The 17,396-nt window shown below is 73.1% G+C and carries 15 protein-coding genes; 6 read left to right on the top strand and 9 right to left on the bottom strand.

Annotated features, from left to right (window positions below; all coding sequences use genetic code 11):
* The first annotated feature begins 103 nt into the window (after positions 1-103).
* Positions 104-568: a redox-sensitive transcriptional activator SoxR gene (gene soxR, locus ACWCO8_RS21450; protein ID WP_362004310.1), complete on the top strand. Its 465-nt coding sequence runs from the start codon at positions 104-106 to the stop codon at positions 566-568.
* 79 nt (positions 569-647) lie between these two features.
* Here the strand turns inward: soxR and ACWCO8_RS21445 are convergent, their stop codons facing one another.
* The 3 genes from ACWCO8_RS21445 to ACWCO8_RS21435 form a co-directional block, all read right to left on the bottom strand.
* Positions 648-1,718, bottom strand: a complete 1,071-nt coding sequence (locus tag ACWCO8_RS21445) for an RNA ligase (ATP) (RefSeq protein ID WP_451033535.1) — start codon at positions 1,716-1,718, stop codon at positions 648-650.
* A gap of 95 nt (positions 1,719-1,813) precedes the next feature.
* Positions 1,814-2,533, bottom strand: a complete 720-nt coding sequence (locus ACWCO8_RS21440; protein ID WP_451033534.1) for a 3-keto-5-aminohexanoate cleavage protein — start codon at positions 2,531-2,533, stop codon at positions 1,814-1,816.
* Positions 2,534-2,610: 77 nt separating this feature from the next.
* Complete coding sequence (locus ACWCO8_RS21435; RefSeq protein WP_451033533.1) at positions 2,611-3,228, bottom strand: hypothetical protein; 618 nt, start codon at positions 3,226-3,228, stop codon at positions 2,611-2,613.
* 123 nt (positions 3,229-3,351) lie between these two features.
* Here ACWCO8_RS21435 and ACWCO8_RS21430 point away from each other — a divergent pair, with 123 nt between their 5' ends.
* Positions 3,352-4,815: a hypothetical protein gene (locus ACWCO8_RS21430; protein ID WP_451033532.1), complete on the top strand. Its 1,464-nt coding sequence runs from the start codon at positions 3,352-3,354 to the stop codon at positions 4,813-4,815.
* 65 nt (positions 4,816-4,880) lie between these two features.
* Here ACWCO8_RS21430 and ACWCO8_RS21425 read toward each other — a convergent pair whose 3' ends face one another.
* From ACWCO8_RS21425 to ACWCO8_RS21415, 3 genes are all read right to left on the bottom strand, one after another.
* Complete coding sequence (locus ACWCO8_RS21425) at positions 4,881-6,092, bottom strand: serine-threonine protein kinase (protein WP_451033531.1); 1,212 nt, start codon at positions 6,090-6,092, stop codon at positions 4,881-4,883.
* A gap of 114 nt (positions 6,093-6,206) precedes the next feature.
* A complete protein-coding gene (locus ACWCO8_RS21420; RefSeq protein ID WP_451033530.1) occupies positions 6,207-7,541 on the bottom strand; it encodes an erythromycin esterase family protein in 1,335 nt (444 codons plus the stop codon).
* A 124-nt stretch (positions 7,542-7,665) separates the two neighbouring features.
* A complete protein-coding gene (locus tag ACWCO8_RS21415) occupies positions 7,666-8,931 on the bottom strand; it encodes an exo-beta-N-acetylmuramidase NamZ family protein (protein WP_451033529.1) in 1,266 nt (421 codons plus the stop codon).
* Positions 8,932-9,092: 161 nt separating this feature from the next.
* Between ACWCO8_RS21415 and ACWCO8_RS21410 the strand changes: the two genes are divergently transcribed.
* From ACWCO8_RS21410 to ACWCO8_RS21400, 3 genes are read left to right on the top strand one after another with little or no spacing between them, the layout of a single operon-like run.
* A complete protein-coding gene (locus tag ACWCO8_RS21410; protein WP_451033528.1) occupies positions 9,093-9,857 on the top strand; it encodes an SDR family oxidoreductase in 765 nt (254 codons plus the stop codon).
* On the top strand, positions 9,854-11,548 hold the full coding sequence (locus ACWCO8_RS21405) for an AMP-binding protein (RefSeq protein ID WP_451033527.1): 1,695 nt from the start codon (positions 9,854-9,856) through the stop codon (positions 11,546-11,548). Before ACWCO8_RS21410 ends, ACWCO8_RS21405 begins: the two co-directional genes overlap by 4 nt.
* Positions 11,549-11,601: 53 nt before the next feature.
* Positions 11,602-12,195, top strand: coding sequence for a TetR/AcrR family transcriptional regulator (locus tag ACWCO8_RS21400; RefSeq protein WP_362004335.1), 594 nt, complete (start codon positions 11,602-11,604; stop codon positions 12,193-12,195).
* A 6-nt stretch (positions 12,196-12,201) separates the two neighbouring features.
* Here the strand turns inward: ACWCO8_RS21400 and ACWCO8_RS21395 are convergent, their stop codons facing one another.
* Positions 12,202-13,416: an acyl-CoA dehydrogenase family protein gene (locus ACWCO8_RS21395; protein ID WP_451033526.1), complete on the bottom strand. Its 1,215-nt coding sequence runs from the start codon at positions 13,414-13,416 to the stop codon at positions 12,202-12,204.
* 6 nt (positions 13,417-13,422) lie between these two features.
* The gene (locus ACWCO8_RS21390) at positions 13,423-14,445 is read right to left on the bottom strand and encodes a phosphotransferase family protein (RefSeq protein WP_362004339.1); all 1,023 of its coding nucleotides are present in this window, start codon (positions 14,443-14,445) and stop codon (positions 13,423-13,425) included.
* Positions 14,446-14,585: 140 nt separating this feature from the next.
* Between ACWCO8_RS21390 and ACWCO8_RS21385 the strand changes: the two genes are divergently transcribed.
* Positions 14,586-15,842, top strand: a complete 1,257-nt coding sequence (locus tag ACWCO8_RS21385) for a glucarate dehydratase family protein (protein WP_451033525.1) — start codon at positions 14,586-14,588, stop codon at positions 15,840-15,842.
* Here ACWCO8_RS21385 and ACWCO8_RS21380 read toward each other — a convergent pair.
* On the bottom strand, positions 15,823-17,289 hold the full coding sequence (locus ACWCO8_RS21380; RefSeq protein WP_451033524.1) for an eCIS core domain-containing protein: 1,467 nt from the start codon (positions 17,287-17,289) through the stop codon (positions 15,823-15,825). The two genes, ACWCO8_RS21385 and ACWCO8_RS21380, sit on opposite strands and share 20 nt — an antisense overlap.
* Between the last annotated feature and the right edge of the window lie 107 nt (positions 17,290-17,396).

The raw sequence follows: 17,396 nt of genomic DNA, 5'->3' as shown, positions 1-17,396 counted from the left end.
TCGTCCCTTCGTGGACCTGTGACTCCTGCGTACGATGTTTCTAAGCGCTTGCTCAGCATGTGGGGCGGGGGGCCCGCTGTCAACGGACAGTAGGGTGCGAAGGGTGCCCCAGATTCCCGAGAAGATTCACGAACTCACCGTCGGCCAGCTGTCCGCCCGTAGCGGAGCCGCGGTGTCCGCCCTGCACTTCTACGAGACCAAGGGTCTGATCTGCAGCCGCCGGACGAGCGGCAATCAGCGCCGCTACCACCGTGACACCCTCCGCCGGGTCGCCTTCATCCGGGCCGCGCAGCGCGTCGGCATCCCGCTCGCGACCATCCGTACGGCGCTCGCCGAACTCCCCGAGGAGCGGACGCCCACCAACGAGGACTGGGCACGGCTCTCGGCGGCGTGGCGCACGGAACTGGACGAGCGGATCAAGCAGCTCGGCCGGCTGAGGGACCATCTGAGCGACTGCATCGGCTGCGGGTGTCTCTCCCTGCGGAAGTGCGTCCTGTCCAACCCCGACGACGTGATCGGTGAACAGCTCACCGGCTCGCGCCTGATGGGGGAGCGCCGCAAGGCGTAGACCCGCTCGTTCGGAGACGACGAAGAGGGGCCCGCCACCCCCGTGGACGGGCCCCTCGGTCTCGTCGGCTCCCTGCCGGTCACTCGTACTCGGTGCCGCCCTTGCGGGTCAGGTACGCCGGGCTGACCGCCTTGGCGATGGCGCGGCCGCCGAGGATCGGGCTGTACCGCTCCGTGACGGGGCGGATCACGACCCCCTCCCGCAGGTGCAGCTCGCGCCCGGACACGGTCTCCCGCCCGCTCGCCAGTTCCAGCACGGTCGCCGGGTCGTACGGACCGGTGTAGAGCCGCGGTACGAGGGGCAGTTCGCCGGCCTCCAGGACCTCGGCCGGGTCCAGCCACCGCACCTGGCCGTCGATCTCGGCCGACACGTCGAAGACCGCGTAACCGAGGTCCTCGCCGCGGGCGTTGGCGCCGTAGCCGAGGTCCTGCACCCCCGCTCCGTAGACCTCGCCGAACAGCCCGACCCGGCGGGCGCCCAGGCGCTCGGCGAGCCGCGCGGCGACCTCGGGGACGCCGTGGCCGAGGACGGCCCGCCAGTACAGGTTCCGCGGGTCCTCCTGGAGCGCCAGGCCCTTCGAGCCGAAGCCCTTCGAGGAGACCTGGACGCGCCCGTCCTCCGCGAAGTACGTGGCGAGGCAGGCCGAACCGTGCAGCTTCTCCGTCAGGACCACCGGCTCACCGGGCTCGAAGATGCCCGGATACCGCTGGAGGTTCTCGATGTCGACCCACGGCAGCAGGTCGGGCGCGACCTCCACGTCCCCGCTCATCGTCGGCGGGATGGGCGGCACCCACTTCGTGATCCCGAGCAGTTCGGCGAAGTCGGTCCCCTCGGCGGCCGCCGCGACCAGGTCCACGTCCGCCAGCGCCTTCGGGCGGCACACGATGCCCTGCGACACCTCACCGCGAAGCCGCACCGCCTTGACGCGGTCCGAGGCCTTCCCGGCGAGCCGCCCGGTCAGGCCGAGTTCGTCGACGAGCGAGGCGGGCAGCACGGCCTGCTCCGGAATGTAGACGGCGACATCGCCACTGCGGTACGCGCCCTTCGCCACGACGGCGCGGTAGAGGCCCACTTGGGCGAGCTCCAGCGCATCGGCGTTCGGATGGGCGTGGACGGCCAGGGTTTCGGCGGTGACGCGCAGCGTCGACATGTCAGGGCTCCGGAGACTCGGTTGGCGTTCTCGTCGCAGGACACTCTGCGGGAACGGAACGGTCCCGGGCCAATGGTTTGCGCTCCGTGGCCCCTTCAGCCGGTCGAGCCGGCCGCGACCGCGGCCGTGACGAGCTGGGCGTTGGAGCCCGCGCGGCTGCCGTCGGGCAGCAGCAGCGTGTCCTCGAGTCCGATCCGGGTGTCCAGGCCGAGGCGGCGGGCCAGCCGCAGGACGGGCCAGGCGCCGGCGTCCTCGCCGTGGAGGAGGACCGGCCTTCCGTGGGCGGAGTCGGCCAGGGTCGCCAGGAGCGCGAGGGCCGTGGACTCGGCGGTCGCGGCGTCCGGGTCGGTCACCTCCGCCAGGATCCGCAGCACCCGGGGCGCCAGCGGTGAGCCGAGGAACCGCGCGGGGCCTTCCGTACCGGACCACAGGCCCGCCTCGACGCCCACGCCCCGCTCCAGGAGCGCGGCAGCGAGCTCCTCGGCGCCCGGCTCGTGCCAGTTCACGGACGCGTGGTCGGGCAGGACCGTCCAGGCCCGGACGCGCTCCACCCGCCGTACGGGATCGGGCTCGGCCCAGGCGCCCGTCGTCACGCCCACCGGCACCTCGACGGCTCCCCGGATCGCCGTCAGGGTCTCCGCGAGCACCCGGGGCGACAGCGTGTCGCTCCCGCACGGCGTCCTGGGGTGCACATGGACGTCCCGCGCCCCCGCCGCGACCGCCCGCGCGGCCTCCTCCGCCATCGCACCGGGCGACATCGGCACGGCGGCCGAATCCCCGGGCCCGCGCGTCCCGTTCAGACAGACCTGGATCACGATGTTCCCCCGTGTCCCCCGTTGCCCCGTAGCTCGTCCCTCACGGTCGCTCGTCACCAAGCGTCACGCACCGTTCCTCATGCCACCGAAGCCAGCCGGGACTCGACCCCGCTGCCGCCCCGGGCGCGTGCCAGCGCCCCGGTCGTCAGGACCGCCCGCGGCACGACCACGCCGCACGCCCCGCACACGGGGCCGAACCACGGCTCGTCGACCAGATCCGGCCGCCACTCGATACGGTCCCCCGCGCACACCGGGCAGTGCTCCCCGGGCGCGGACTCCAGGGCGGCGATCAGCCGCTTCAACACCTCGGCCAGCGGCTCCGAGGGATGCACCGCCGGGTCGTCGCAGCGCGCGACCCCGTTGCCACCCCACGTCCGCCGGTGCCAGTCGTCGAGCGCGCCCGGCCGGCGCAGCCCCTCGTGCTTCTCGCGCCGCCGTCGCGCCGCGAACTCCTTCTCGTACGCGAGCCACACCGCCCGCGCCTCCTCCAGCTCCTCCAGTGCGGCCACCAGCCGCCCCGGATCGAGCTCCCGGTCCTCGGGCCCGAACCTGTGCCGGTGGCACAAGTGGTCCCAGGTCGCTCGGTGCCCGTACGGCGCGAACCGCTCCAGGCACTTGCGCAGCGAATACCTCCGCAGCGCCGTGTCACTCCCGGTATCGCGCACCTGTCTCGCAAGACTCCGGAAACCCGCCATCGCTCCGCACCTCCGTCGCTCGTACTTCGGCGTCAAGGACGTTATGGAATGGACGAACGACCGGCCCTTCGTGTTCCATCGAAAATTCGATGGGGCCCATCAGAGGCGCGCGGGGGGAGTCTGATGCAGAACGTACGGGAGGGCCTGGCGGCCAATCCGGCGCTGCCTGAGCACCTGTTCGAACGCCTCGCCGCGGTCGGCGACGAGGACGTGCGGTTCACCCTGACCTGGCGCGACGACCTGACCGAGGCCCAGGCCCGCACCCTCCGCGCGTACGACGACGTGGACCTCTGGACCCTCGTCGAGCACGGCAAGGTCCCCTGGGCCGAGGTGCCACGCGACGACCCCACCCTGCTGCTCGCCGCCGCCAGGGCCGGGACGGCACCGGAGGCGGCGATACGGGAGCTCGCCCGTCACCCGGATCCCGAGGTCCGCTGGGAACTCGCCTCCTTCGACGCCGGCCTCCCGCCCGAGGTCCTGGTCGCCCTCGCCCGGGACCCCGACCCGACCGTCGTCGAGCGGGCCGCGGAGGCTCTCGAGCTGCCCGCCGACCTCGCCGCGGAACTCGCCCGCCACCCCCTCGTGCCGGTGCGCGTGGCCCTCGCGGAAAACGACCGCGTCCCGCCCTCCCTCCTCGCCGCCCTCCTCGCCGACGGCGGCCGGCCCGCACCCACCAGCTGCGGGGCCTGCCGGCGGCGGGCCGAGGGCTGCGCCGACCACACGCCGGGCGTCCGCCGCATCCGGCTCAAAGCGGCCGCCAACCCCTCCGTACCGCCCGCCGCCCTGGAGGCCTTCCTCGACGCGAAGGCGGCCGAGGAGGCCGAGGACGTCGAGGAAGCCGAGGAAGCCGGGAAGGTCGAGGCAGTCGAGATCGCCTGGCTGCACGCCGAGATCGCGGAGCGGACCGACCTCCCGGTCTCCCTGCACGCGCGCCTGGCGGCCCATCCGGACGCGTTCGTACGGCAGGCCCTCGCCCGCAACCCGAGCATCGGTGCGCCCCTGCTCCTCCGGCTCGCCGACGACCCGGAGCCCGTCGTCCGCCGGGCGGTCTCGGAGAACCCGGCCGTCCCGCTCGCCCTGCTCACCGCGGACGCGGGCCGCCGGCGGCTCCCGCGTGAGGCGCTGCCCCGGATCCTCGCCGCCACCGACGCCGAGCTCACGAAGCTGGCGGCGAGCCGGGTGGCCCAGGTCCGGGCGCTCGTCGCCGCCCGCCCCGACCTTCCGCCCGCCCTCGTCGACCGGCTCGCCGCCGACGCCGACCTCGGGGTCGTCCAGCGCATCGCGCCACACCCCGGGCTCACCGAGGACCGGCTCACGGACCTGGTCGAACGCCACGGGCCGCCCGTTTACGCGGCCGTCGCGGGGAACCCCGGCTGCCCCGGCGCGCTGCTGCGCCGGATGGCCGGGGTCGCGGGCCCCGCGCGCAAGGCCGTCCGCCCGATCGCGGCGCACCCCGCCCTGCCGCCCGACGTCGCCGAGGACCTGCTCACGCACCCGGACCCGAGGGTCGTCCGATCGGCCGCGGCGCACCCCGCGCTGCCCGTGGCGACGATGGAGCGGCTGCTCGCCCGCGCGCCCGAGAGCTGAGCCAGGCGGGAGCCGGCCGACGCGAGCGCCGACTCACACGAGACCCGACCCACGCGAGACCCGACCTACCGCCCCCCGATCCGTCCCGCCGACACCACGAGCCGGGCCAGCTCCGGGTGGCAGATGTCACTGTGCTCGCCGACCACGTCCGCCGCGTCCACGCTCACGCAGCCCGAGGTCGGGAGGCCGTCACGCAAGGCGCGGGGCAGGGGGAGGGCGGGGGTGTTCGGGACGGCCTGGATACCGTCGTGGCCGACGGCCATCCAGCGTTTGTCCGTGCCGAGCAGGGAGTCGGCGTCCCTGGCCAGGCGGGAGGCCAGGGGGTAGAAGACGCGCAGCGCGGTGTCGTGCCGGGAGTAGCAGGCCACCACCGGGCCCCGGACCCGCTGCTGGAGGTCGCGCAGGGAGCCGCCCCGCCCCGGGTCGTGCGGCAGGCGCGCCGCGAACGCGTAGTGGGAGAAGGCGCCTTGGAGGAGCGTCATCGACGCCACGTTCCGGGCCCCGGAGGGCAGGCCCCGCAGGGCGTACGCGACGAGGCGGGCGCCGAAGCTGTGGCCGACGAGGTGGAACCGTAGACCGGGGGAGGAGCGGGCGACCTCGCCGAGGAGCGGGCCGAGGCCGCGCTCGCCGACCACGCCGGCCCGTCGCTTCATCGTGTAGTACGTGGCCTGGCGCAGCGCCTCCTTCGCGCCCTTCCAGTACCGCGCCAGTCTCCCGCCGAACGCCTCGCGCGGGGTCGGTACGGAGCCAGGACCCGCCGCCTCCTCCAGCGCGTCGGTGAACATCGCGCAGACCGCCACCGTGTCCGCGAGCAGGAAGTCGGGCACGGTCCGACCGCTGTCGAGGAAGCCCTGCGCGCCGGTGGTGTCGGTCAGTGCCCGGAGCAGCGTCCCGAACTCGGCGAACCCCGCCTCGTCGTCCGGCTGTTCGGCCAGCAGCGTGGCGATCCGCCCCACCACCGCCTCCTTGCCGGGGTGCACGGCCGCCACGGACTCGAAGTCGGGGATCGGCTCGTCCGAGAACATCATCGACGGCCACACCACCCCCGCGTACCCGACGCGAGCGCCCCGTCCCACGGCGTCCGGGAACGGGGCGAAGAACCGGGAGTACAACCCGTTCGCCACGGAAGGGGTGTTGTTCCACCCGTGGGCGAACACCACCAGATCCGTGACCCCTTGGGAGGCCAGGCCGGCGAGCGCCTCGCGCCCGCCCGCCCGACCGTCGCCGTCCTTGTCGAAGGTGATCTCGCGGTACGGCTCCACACTCATCCCGGCCATCGTCTGCCCGTCCCTCCGCGTCGAGGAAGCACTCTGAGGAAGCATTCCCAGGAAGCCCCTGGGGTGACTTCTCCCGCGTCAGCATCCTGCGCGCACGGAGGGACGGCCAGGTTTTCAGCGCAGGCGCGCCGCCGAGACTTCGGGGAAGTGGACGAGCACGTCGTACGCGGTGGCGAGCCGCACCGCACTCTGGTTGCCCGGCCACGGGTACGCGGTGCCGACCAGCCAGGCCGGCCGGTGCACGTTCAGCCAGCTCCGGGCGGCGGGCGTCGTCGTCCGCAGGTCCAGGTAGAAGGGGCGCGGGGAGACGCGGTCCAGGGTCTCGGCGCTGCTGTCCCCGGCACCAGGCAGCCCGACGGTGAAGCGCTTGATCGGTTCGCCCGGCGCCCCCGTGTCGTGCGCGTTGAACGAGCCCTTCCCGAACGAAGCGCCCACGCTCACATAGTCCCGGCCCAGCGCGTCGCGCAGGAAGGCGCCCTGAAGACGCGGGTACTGGTCCGGCTTCGTCGTCTCGTAGCCGACGTGCCCGTTGTGCGCGGAGAGCACCATCCGGTCGCCGGTCGCCCGCTGCCACCACACGGTGTTCTCGGCCATGATCCGGTCGCGGTACAGCATCGCCTCGGCGACCCCGCCGGCACTGGAGAAGTCGTGCGCCATCTCGGTGCCGACCTGGGCGATCGCGCGGGCGTTCTGCACCATCCAGGTGTGCTTCTCGCGGTCCCGGCCCGGCTTCTGACGCTCGAGCAGGGCCAGCGCGCGGTTCACGTCCGCCGCCATCCGGCGCCGCTCCTCCAGCGGCCTGGCCATGTACGCGTTCATCCAGGCGTCGACGGAACCGACCGGCCGCGAGGTCCGGTACAGCTCCTGGAAGCGCGGCAGCAGCCGGGGATACGCGGCCGCCACATAGCCGGTGACCTCGTCGAAGAGCTCCGGCCCCGCGTAGCCCAGGTCGTTGCCCATGAACCGCACCGGGTGGTCCGGGTGGCGCACATTGTGCTGCCGCATCCAGACGATCAGGTCAAGGTACTCCTCGGTGTTCCAGAAGCGGTACGCGTTCTGGAACTCCTCGTCCAGGATCCGCTTCGGGTCGCCCTTGCCGAACCGTACGTAGTCGTCGATGCGCAGCCCGGCGGACCAGTTGGCCTCCAGGGCGAAGGTCGTGAAGCCCTGCCGCTCCACCAGGTGCTCGAAGATCCGGTGCTTGGTCTCGAAGAACTCGGCCGAGCTGTGCGTCGCCTCGCCGATCCCGACGACCTTGGCCGAGCCGATCATCCGGTCCAGCGGGCGCAGGTCGGTCAAGGGGCGGGCGCTGTGGGCGAGTTCACGGGCGGGGTCGGACGTGGCCGCCGGGGCGTCCGCCCGCGCGGCTCCGGCCGGGGCGAGCGCGGCGAGGCAGAGGGCGACGGCCGCGCCCACCAGCGGTAAGCGGTGTCGAGTGATCGTTTTCATGGGGCAAGCCTGGCGGCGGTGCACCGCCCGCCGCCAACCTGCCCACACCCCGACCGAACCGGGGGATATCCCCCGTCGCCAGGCTCGTCACCGGCCCCCGTCGCAGGGCCCGTCGGAGCCCCCGTCACCGGTACAGCAGGTACTCCCTCCGTACCGCCCGGAACGCGGCCAGGTCCGCGTCCCACGCCCCCACCACCTCGTCCACGTCCGCGCCCGCGTCGATCAGGGTCCGTACCCGCGTCGAGCCCGTCAGCTTGTCGATCCAGTTGTCCGGGCGCCAGGCGAAACCGCTCCACGCGCGCGTGGCGCTCACGAGGAGCCCGATCCCGGTCCGTACGGGGTCGAAGGCGGCCCGGTCGTGCACCTGCACCTGGACCCCGCCGACCGTCTTCCCCTGGAACTTGGAGAACGTCGGGGCGAAGTACGCCTCCCGGAACCGCACCCCGGCGAGCCCGAGTCCGTTCGCGGCCTCCGCCCACCGCCGGTCGATCCCCTCCGCGCCGAGCAGCTCGAAGGGGCGGGTGGTGCCGCGTCCCTCGGAGAGGTTGGTGCCCTCGAAGAGGCAGGTGCCGGAGTAGACGAGCGCGGTGTCGGCCGTCGGCATGTTCGGGCTCGGCGGCACCCACGGCAGCCCGGTCGCGTCGAAGAAGTCCGAGCGCCGCCACCCCGACATCCGTACGGTCTCCAGCTCCACCGGCCGGGCCAGGAACTCCGCGTTGAACAGCTGCGCCAGCTCCGCGACCGTCATCCCGTGCGCCTGTGCGATCGGCTCGCGTCCCACGAAGGTCGCGAACGCGCGGTCGAGGACCGGGCCGAGCGCGGCCCGCCCGGTCACCGGGTTCGGCCGGTCCAGGACGACGAACCGTTTCCCCGCCAGCTCGGCCGCCACCATGCAGTCGTAGAGGGTCCAGATGTACGTGTAGAACCGGGCGCCGACGTCCTGGATGTCGAAGACGACGGTGTCCACGCCCGAGGCCGTGAAGACGTCCGCGAGCGGCTGCCCGCTCTTCAGGTACGTGTCGTAGACGGGCAGCCCGGTCGCCGGGTCGTCGTACCGGCCCTCGGAGCCGCCGGCCTGCGCCGTGCCCCGGAAGCCGTGCTCGGGGCCGAAGACCGCCACCAGGTCCACCCGGTCGTCGGCATGCATGACGTCGACGATGTGGCGGACGTCGGCGGTGATCCCGGTCGGGTTGGTGACGACGCCGACGCGCTCCCCGGCGAGCGCCCGGTACCCGTCGGCGGCAAGCCGCTCGAATCCGGTACGGACCCGCCGGCCGCCGCCGCCGTCGTGCGCCTCGGCCGCGGGGGCGGCCATCGCACCGATCCCGAGGGCGCCGCCGGCGGCCAGCAGACCGCGTCTCGACAGGCTGGACGGGCTCGACAGGCTCATGCGGAATCCTCCTTGATCGCCTTCCCCGACATGGCCACGCACGCTAGCGCTCCTGACCGCCCCTGGGAACGAGGCGTGCACAGGGGACCGCAGGGGACTTTCGCCACGACATACCGACTGGTTAGTCTGCTCGTACTGTCGCAACGGAGAGGCGGGTCCCGATGAGTACGGTGCAGGGTTCTGGAGTGGTCGTCACGGGTGCGGGCGGCGGGATCGGAGCCGCGCTCGCCCGCCGGTTCGCCGCCGAGGGCGCCCGGGTCGTCGTCAACGACCTCGACCCCGACCGCACCAAGGCCGTCGCCGAGGAGATCGGCGCCACCGCCGTCCCGGGCGACGCGTCGGAGATCGTCGAGGAGGCCCGCGAGGCCCTCGGCGGCACCGTGGACGTGTGGTGCGCCAACGCCGGACTCGCCTCGGGCGGCGACGCCTTCGCCGACGAGGCCGTCTGGGCCGCCGCCTGGGACGTCAACGTCATGGCCCATGTCCGCGCGGCCCGCGCCCTGCTGCCCGACTGGCTCGAGCGCGGCAGCGGCCGCTTCGTCTCGACCGTCTCCGCCGCCGGGCTGCTCACCATGGTCGGCGCGGCCCCGTACAGCGTCTCCAAGCACGGCGCGTACGCCTTCGCCGAATGGCTCTCCCTCACCTACCGCCACCGGGGCCTCAAGGTCCACGCGATCTGCCCGCAGGGTGTACGTACGGGCATGCTCACCGCCGCCGGATCGGCCGGCGAACTCGTCCTCGCCCCGACCGCGATCGAGCCCGAGGACGTCGCCGACTCCCTCCTCGACGCCATCGAGGCCGACCGCTTCCTGGTCCTCCCGCACCCCGAGGTCGCCGACTTCTATCAGGCCCGCGCCGCCGACCCCGAGCGCTGGCTCGGGAACATGAACCACATCCAGCGGAAGTGGGAAGGTGCCCGCGCATGACGGCGACCGAGTCCGGCTCCCCGGCCGAGCAGCCCGCCCACCCGACCGAGTCCCTCTACGCCGCCATGCCCTGGCTCTCCCAGCTCTCCGAGGCCCAGCGCGCGCCGATAGCCCCGCCCGCCACCCCGCTGCACGCCTTCCGTGCCGCCGTCGCCCGGGCCCCCGAACACCCGGCTCTCGCCTACTTCGACGGCCGGCTGACCTACCGCGAGACCGACGCGCTCTCCGACTCCGTCGCCGGGCATCTCGCCGCGCGCGGTCTCGCCAAGGGCGACCGGGTCGCGATCATGCTCCAGAACAGCCCGCACTTCGTCCTCGCCCTGCTCGGCGCCTGGAAGGCGGGCGCGACCGTCGTCCCGCTCAACCCCATGTACAAGGCGGGCGAGGTCGGGCACGCCCTGCGGGACTCCGGGGCCACCGCCCTGGTCTGCTCCGACCGCGCCTGGGCGAGCTTCCTGCGGGAGACCGCCGCCGACGCCGGCGTACGGATTTCCCTCACGGCCTGCGAACGCGACCTCCAGACCCGCGACGACCCGCGCGTCCTCGCTTTCGACCGGGTGGAGACGGAGGCCGAGGACCTCCTCGCCGTCGCCCGCGCCGGACACCCCGCCCCCGGGGGCCGTGAGCTCACCGCCGAGGACGTGGCCCTGATCAGCTACACCTCGGGCACCAGCGGCACCCCCAAGGGCGCCCTCAACCTCCACCGGGGCATCGCCCACAACGCCGAACGCCAGCGCACCGGCCACCCCGTACCGGAAGGCGCGGGGTACTTCGCGCTCGCCCCGCTCTTCCACATCACCGGCCTCGTCTGCGAACTGGCCGCCTGCTTCGGCAACGCCGGCACCCTCGTCCTCGCCTACCGCTTCGACGCCGGCGTCGTCCTCGACGCCTTTCTGGAGCACCGTCCCGCCTACACGGTCGGCCCCTCCACCGCCTTCATGGCCCTCGCGGCGCACCCCGGCGCGACCCGCGACCACTTCGCCTCCTTCCTGGTCGTCTCCTCGGGCGGCGCCCCCGTCCCGCCGGCCCTGGTGGAGAAGTTCCGCGCGGGCTTCGGCCCGTACATCCGCAACGGCTACGGGCTCACCGAGTGCACCGCCCCCTGCGCCGCCGTGCCGCCCGAGAAGGAGGCCCCGGTCGACCCCGCCTCCGGCACCCTCTCCGTCGGCGTCCCCGGACCCGACACGCTCGTTCGGATCCTCGACGAGACCGGCGCCGAGGTGCCCTTCGGCGCGCACGGCGAGATCGCCGTGCGCGGCCCTCAGGTCGTCCCCGGCTACTGGCGGCTCCCCGAGGCCACCGCCACCACGTTCCCCGAAGGGGAACTGCGGACCGGGGACATCGGCTTCATGGACGCGGACGGCTGGCTCTACGTCGTCGACCGCAAGAAGGACATGATCAACGCCTCCGGGTTCAAGGTCTGGCCCAGGGAGGTGGAGGACGTCCTCTACACCCACCCGGCCGTCCGCGAGGCCGCCGTCGTCGGCGTCCCGGACGCCTACCGGGGCGAGACGGTCAAGGCGTACGTGAGCCTGCGCCCGGGCTCCGCCGTCGAGCCGGCGGAGCTGTCCGCGTACTGCGAGCAGCGGCTCGCCGCGTACAAGTACCCGCGCGAGGTCGAGATCCTGGCGGAGCTGCCCAAGACGACAAGTGGGAAGATCCTCCGGAGGGAACTCCGTTCCCACCGGTAGACACGACACACCTCACGACACCCACGGTGATCACCAGGGAAAGGCGGCGGCGCATGGCCAGGACGACGGACGGGAGCGGCACCCCCGTCCCCCAGAGGCTGCTGGCCGCCGCCACCCGGCTCTTCGCGGAGCAGGGCTACGACCGCACCTCCGTCCAGGAGATCGTGGAGGCGGCGGGCGTCACCAAGGGCGCGCTCTACCACTACTTCGGCTCCAAGGAGGACCTCCTCCAGGAGGTCTACGCGCGCGTGCTGCGGCTCCAGCAGGAGCGGCTCGACGCGTTCGCGGACGCCGACGCGCCGGTGGAGCAGCGGCTGCGGGACGCGGCCGCCGACGTCGTGGTGACCACCATCGACAACCTCGACGACGCCTCGATCTTCTTCCGCTCGATGCACCACCTCAGCCCGGAGAAGAACAAGCAGGTCCGCGCCGAGCGGCGGCGGTACCACGAGCGCTTCCGTGCCCTCATCGAGGAGGGCCAGCGGTCCGGGGTCTTCTCGTCGGCGACCCCGGCGGACCTGGTGGTGGACTACCACTTCGGCTCCGTCCACCACCTGTCCACCTGGTACCGCCCGGACGGCCCGATGACGCCCCAGCAGGTCGCCGACCAGCTCGCCGACCTGCTGCTGCGCGCCCTGCGGCCGTAACGCGCCCTACAGGTACTTCTTCAGCTCCCGCCGCGCCAGCGACCGCTGGTGCACCTCGTCCGGCCCGTCCGCGATCATCAGCGTCCGCGCGCCGGCCCAGAGCTCGGCGAGCGGGAAGTCCTGGGACACGCCGCCCGCGCCGTGCACCTGGACGGCCCTGTCGAGGATGTCGACCACCGCGCGCGGGGTCGCGATCTTGATGGCCTGGATCTCCGTGTGCGCACCCCGGTTGCCCACGGTGTCCATCAGCCAGGCGGTCTTGAGGACGAGCAGGCGCAGCTGCTCGACCGTCACCCGGGCGTCCGCGATCCAGTTCTGCACCACACCCTGCTGGGCGATGGGCTTGCCGAAGGCGGTACGGGAGACGGCCCGGCGGCACATCAGCTCGATCGCCCGCTCGGCCATGCCGATCAGCCGCATGCAGTGGTGGATCCGGCCGGGGCCGAGCCGGGCCTGGGCGATGGCGAAGCCGCCGCCCTCCTCGCCGATCAGGTTCGTCGCCGGCACGCGGACGTCGTGGAAGAGGACCTCGGCGTGCCCGCCGTGCGAGTGGTCCTCGTAGCCGTACACCTGCATCGCCCGCCGCACCTCGACGCCCGGGGTGTCGCGGGGCACGAGGATCATCGACTGCTGGCGGCGGATGTCCGTGCCGTCGGGGTCGGTCTTGCCCATGACGATGAAGATCTTGCAGTCGGGGTTCATCGCCCCGGAGATGTACCACTTGCGCCCGTTGACGACATAGTCCTCGCCGTCGCGCAGGATCCGCGTCTCGATGTTGGTCGCGTCCGAGGAGGCCACCTCGGGCTCCGTCATCGCGAATGCCGAGCGGATCTCCCCGGCGAGCAGCGGCTCCAGCCACTGCTTCTTCTGCGCCTCGTCGCCGAACTGGGCGAGCACCTCCATGTTCCCGGTGTCGGGCGCCGCGCAGTTGAGGGCGGTCGGGGCCAACTGCGGGCTGCGGCCGGTGATCTCGGCGAGCGGCGCGTACTGGAGGTTGGTGAGGCCGGCCCCGTGCTCGGCGTCGGGCAGGAAGAGGTTCCACAGGCCCTGGCGGCGGGCCTCGGCCTTCAGCTCCTCCACGACGGCCGGGGTGTCCCACGGCGAGGCGAGCAGCGCCCGCTGCTCGTGGGCGGTCTGCTCCGCCGGGTAGACGTGCTCGTCCATGAAGGCGAGCAGCTTCTCCCGCAGCTCCTCGGTGCGCGCGTCGAATGCGAAGTCCATGGCGGATCAGCCTTCCTGGAGGGTGGTGAGGCCGTGCTCGATGAAGACGGGGACGAGGTCGCCGATGCGGTCGAAGCCCGCGCCGACGGTCTGGCCGAGGGTGTAGCGGTAGTGGATGCCCTCCAGGATCACGGCGAGCTTGAACCAGGCGAAGGCCGTGTACCAGGAGATGGCGGAGGTGTCGCGGCCGGAACGGACGGCGTACCGCTCGATCAGCTCGGCGGGGTCCGGGTGCCCGGCGGCACCCGCGGTCGTGGAGACGGGGGAGTGCGGGAGGTCGAGCTTCGCGCTGTACATCGCGAGCAGGCCGAGGTCCGTCAGCGGGTCCCCGAGCGTGGACATCTCCCAGTCCAGGACGGCCTTGATCCGGTCGTCCGCGCCGATCAGGACGTTGTCCAGGCGGTAGTCGCCGTGGACGACGGCCGGGGCGGCGGAGGCCGGGAGGGCGCGGCCGAGCGCCGCGTGCAGCTCGTCGATGCCCGCGAGCTCCCGGTTGCGGGAGGCGTCGAGCTGCTTGCCCCAGCGGCGCAGCTGCCGGTCGAGGAAGCCCTCGGGCCGCCCGAAGTCGCCGAGCCCCACCGCGGCCGGGTCCACGGCGTGCAGCTCGACGAGCGTGTCGACCAGGCCGAGGACGGCCTCGCGGGTGCGCTCGGGGCCGAGCGGGGCGAGCTGCTCGGCGGAGCGGTACGGGGTGCCGTCGACGAACTCCATGACGTAGAAGGGCGCCCCGAGAACGGACTCGTCCTCGCAGAGGAGCACGGTCTCCGGGACGGGCACGGCCGTCGTGTGCAGGGCGCTGATCACCCGGTGCTCGCGCTTCATGTCGTGCGCGGTGGCGAGGACATGGCCGAGCGGAGGCCGGCGGACCACCCAGCGGTCGGTGCCGTCGGAGACGACGTACGTCAGGTTCGACCGGCCGCCCTCGATCAGCCGGGCGTCGAGGGGGCCGCGCACGAGTCCCGGCCGTTCCCGGTCGAGGAATCCGCGCAGCTGCTCGGGGTCGAGACCTGGTGGCGGGGCTGAACTCATCGTGCGTACCTCCGGGGACGGGGGTGGTGGACCGGTCGGCGTTCATGATGACCGACCAGTCGGTATGTCGTCCAGGGTTCGCGAGGGAAAGCGGCGCGCGCGGTCTGGCGACGGATCGGAACCATGAATATGGTTCACATATGAATCCAGAGCTGCTTGTCGAGGACGTCCGGCTGACCCCGATCCTGATCGCCGACCCGCCGCTGCTCAACACCCAGGGCGTGCATCAGCCCTTCACGCCCCGCCTGATCGTCGAGGTGGTGACGCGGGGCGGAGTGGTCGGCCTTGGCGAGACGTACGGCGACGGGAAGTACCTGGAGCTCGCCCGGCCGCTGGCCGAGGCGCTCCCCGGGCAGCCGGTCACGGACGTGAACGGCCTGTTCGCGCTTGCCGAGCGGGTGTGCGGGGACTCGGGGGCCGTGGACGAGCGGGTCGACGCGGGCGGCCTGCGCGGGGTCCAGACCGCCGACAAGCTCCGCCTCTCCGTCGTCTCGGCCTTCGAGGTCGCCTGTCTGGACGCGCTCGGCAAGAGCCTCGGCCTGCCCGTGCACGCGCTGCTCGGCGGCAAGGTCCGCGACTCCGTCGAGTACAGCGCGTACCTCTTCTACAAGTACGCCGGGACCGACGACTGGGGCCCGGCGCTCGACCCGGCCGGCATCGTGGCGCAGGCCCGCCGCTTCGACCGCGCGTACGGCTTCCGGTCCTTCAAGCTCAAGGGCGGGGTCTTCCCGCCCGACCAGGAGATCGCCGCGATCCGGGCCCTCGCCGAGGAGTTCCCCGGCCGGCCGCTCCGGCTCGACCCCAACGGCGCCTGGTCCACGGAGACCTCGCTCGACGTGGCGCGCGAACTGAAGGACCTCCTGGAGTACCTGGAGGACCCGGCGACCGGCACGGACGCGATGGCCCACATCGCGGCCCGCACGGACGTGCCGCTCGCGACCAACATGTGCGTGACGACCTTCGAGGAGGTCCCCGAGGCCTTCGCCCGGGACGCGGTACGGATCGTCCTCTGCGACCACCACTACTGGGGCGGGCTGCACCGCACCCGCGAACTGGCCGCGCTCTGCCGCACGTACGGCGTCGGGCTCTCCATGCACTCCAACACCCACCTCGGCATCAGCCTCGCGGCCATGACCCAGGTGGCCGCGACGCTGCCCCACCTCGACCACGCCTGCGACACCCACTACCCGTGGCAGACCGAGGACGTCGTCACCACCCGCCCCGCGTTCCGGGACGGGCACCTCGCGGTCTCCGACGCGCCGGGCCTCGGCGTCGAACTGGACCGCGCCGCACTCGCCGCCCTGCACCGCCGCTGGCTCGACGACGACGGCACCCACCGCGACCGCGACGACGCGGCGGCGCTGCGACGGCTGCGACCTAGGGGCTGGGAAGCGTGAGCGGCTGCGTCTTGTCCCCGGGCGCGGGCGCAGGCCGGGCCGGATGGACGGCGACCAACCGGGCGTTGCCCTGCGCGTAGCCGCTCTCCCGGCCGAAGAACTGGTAGCCGGACTCGATGAGCTGGAGGATCTCGTGTCCCAGCATCGCCTGGGGCCCGCCTTCGTCGGCCGACTTGTTGCTGTCCCAGAGCGCGCTGTCGCCCAGGCTCTCGATCTCCTGCCAGAAGTTGGCCGCGGTGAGCTGCCCGCCGATGAGCATGCCCTCGATCTGCGCGCCGAGGGACGTGACGATCTTGAACACCGCGTGCTCCGCGATGCCGCCGTCCATGAAGGCGTAGTTGACGGGGACGGACCACGCGCCGGTGTTCAGCCGCCGGCCCATCCGCGCGTCCTGCGGCAGCCGGTCACCGACCTGCGGCTTCTGCTGCTGGTACGCGGCCCACGGACCGGTGTCGGTGGTGCGGCCGAGGACGAGCTTGTGCTTCGCGATGAGCGCCGTCGCCCGGCTGGTCGCCATCGTCTCCGACGAGGTGGTCTCCACCTTGGTCCGGGTCTTCGCCTCGAAGTCCGCGAGGACGGTGGCCTTGTCACGCCCCTGCGGCGCACCCACCAGGCTCTGGACGTACTCGACGGCGTCGTTGAGATCCCCGTTGAGCATGACCCATTTCCCGCTGGTGTGATTCGCCTCCCAGTTGTCGTACTCGGCGAGGTACTCGTCGAGCAGGGGCTCCACCTGGGCGACCAGCCGCACCACCTCGTCGTCGATCTTGCCCGGGTGCTGGGGGGCGCGCTGGACGTTTCCGGTCCCGGCGGACGTCGGCGCGGCCTGCGCTTCCCCGGCAGCGGCGGCCGCCGGCGCCGGGCGGCTCATCACCCGGTGCGCGTTGGCCTCCGCCTCGCGCTCGAACCGGTCCGACGGATCGCTGACGCTCAGCCCGTCGCCCCGGTCCGTCCCGGCCACAGGCCCCTTGCGCTGCTGGAGGACGTGGGTCAGCTCGTGGGCGAGCGTGTGCCGGTCGATGCCGGACGGCCCGGCGACGATGTGGCTGCCGGAGGTGTAGGCGGCGGCGCCGAGTTCGGCGGCGGAGGCCTGGGCGGCGGAGTCGGTGTGGATGCGGACGTCGGAGAAATCGGCCCCGAAGCGCGCCTCCATGTCCGAGCGGCTCCCCTTGTCGAGCGGCCGGCCGCCACTGCGCAGGACGTCGTGCACCGCCGAGCGCTGCACCGCCGGCTGCTCCTCCTCGTGGCCGCAGCCCGCCCCGTGCCGGTGCTCGTCCTGGCCGGCGCCGGCGCGGCGCAGCATCTGGACCACGGCCGCGTTGCCGACCGAGCGCTGGAGGTCGAGCAGGGACTCGGAGGGCGCCGCCGCCGGGCCCGGGTCGAGGGAGGTGCGGTCCGCCGAGGCGTCCCGCCGCTGCTTCGCTCGGCTGCTCGCTCGGTCGTACATGAAGGTCCCTTCGGGCGCCGGACGTCTGCTTCCCGGTATACCCGCGGGCGGTGACGCCCCGCCAGGTACGGCGGGGCAGAGTGTCCGGCCCCTGGGGACGGCCGACG

The organism is Streptomyces sp. NPDC001927, from assembly GCF_053594455.1.
This window is presented reverse-complemented; position numbering and strand designations above follow the sequence as displayed.

Excerpts from the sequence above, each read along its gene's own strand:
- ACWCO8_RS21445 (WP_451033535.1), bottom strand. The coding sequence starts at position 1,718 with ATGTCGACGCTGCGCGTCACCGCCGAAACCCTGGCCGTCCACGCCCAT.
- ACWCO8_RS21435 (WP_451033533.1), bottom strand. The coding sequence starts at position 3,228 with ATGGCGGGTTTCCGGAGTCTTGCGAGACAGGTGCGCGATACCGGGAGT.
- ACWCO8_RS21430 (WP_451033532.1), top strand. The coding sequence starts at position 3,352 with ATGCAGAACGTACGGGAGGGCCTGGCGGCCAATCCGGCGCTGCCTGAG.
- ACWCO8_RS21425 (WP_451033531.1), bottom strand. The coding sequence starts at position 6,092 with ATGGCCGGGATGAGTGTGGAGCCGTACCGCGAGATCACCTTCGACAAG.
- ACWCO8_RS21420 (WP_451033530.1), bottom strand. The coding sequence starts at position 7,541 with ATGAAAACGATCACTCGACACCGCTTACCGCTGGTGGGCGCGGCCGTC.
- ACWCO8_RS21415 (WP_451033529.1), bottom strand. The coding sequence starts at position 8,931 with ATGAGCCTGTCGAGCCCGTCCAGCCTGTCGAGACGCGGTCTGCTGGCC.
- ACWCO8_RS21410 (WP_451033528.1), top strand. The coding sequence starts at position 9,093 with ATGAGTACGGTGCAGGGTTCTGGAGTGGTCGTCACGGGTGCGGGCGGC.
- ACWCO8_RS21405 (WP_451033527.1), top strand. The coding sequence starts at position 9,854 with ATGACGGCGACCGAGTCCGGCTCCCCGGCCGAGCAGCCCGCCCACCCG.
- ACWCO8_RS21400 (WP_362004335.1), top strand. The coding sequence starts at position 11,602 with ATGGCCAGGACGACGGACGGGAGCGGCACCCCCGTCCCCCAGAGGCTG.
- ACWCO8_RS21395 (WP_451033526.1), bottom strand. The coding sequence starts at position 13,416 with ATGGACTTCGCATTCGACGCGCGCACCGAGGAGCTGCGGGAGAAGCTG.
- ACWCO8_RS21390 (WP_362004339.1), bottom strand. The coding sequence starts at position 14,445 with ATGAGTTCAGCCCCGCCACCAGGTCTCGACCCCGAGCAGCTGCGCGGA.
- ACWCO8_RS21385 (WP_451033525.1), top strand. The coding sequence starts at position 14,586 with ATGAATCCAGAGCTGCTTGTCGAGGACGTCCGGCTGACCCCGATCCTG.
- ACWCO8_RS21380 (WP_451033524.1), bottom strand. The coding sequence starts at position 17,289 with ATGTACGACCGAGCGAGCAGCCGAGCGAAGCAGCGGCGGGACGCCTCG.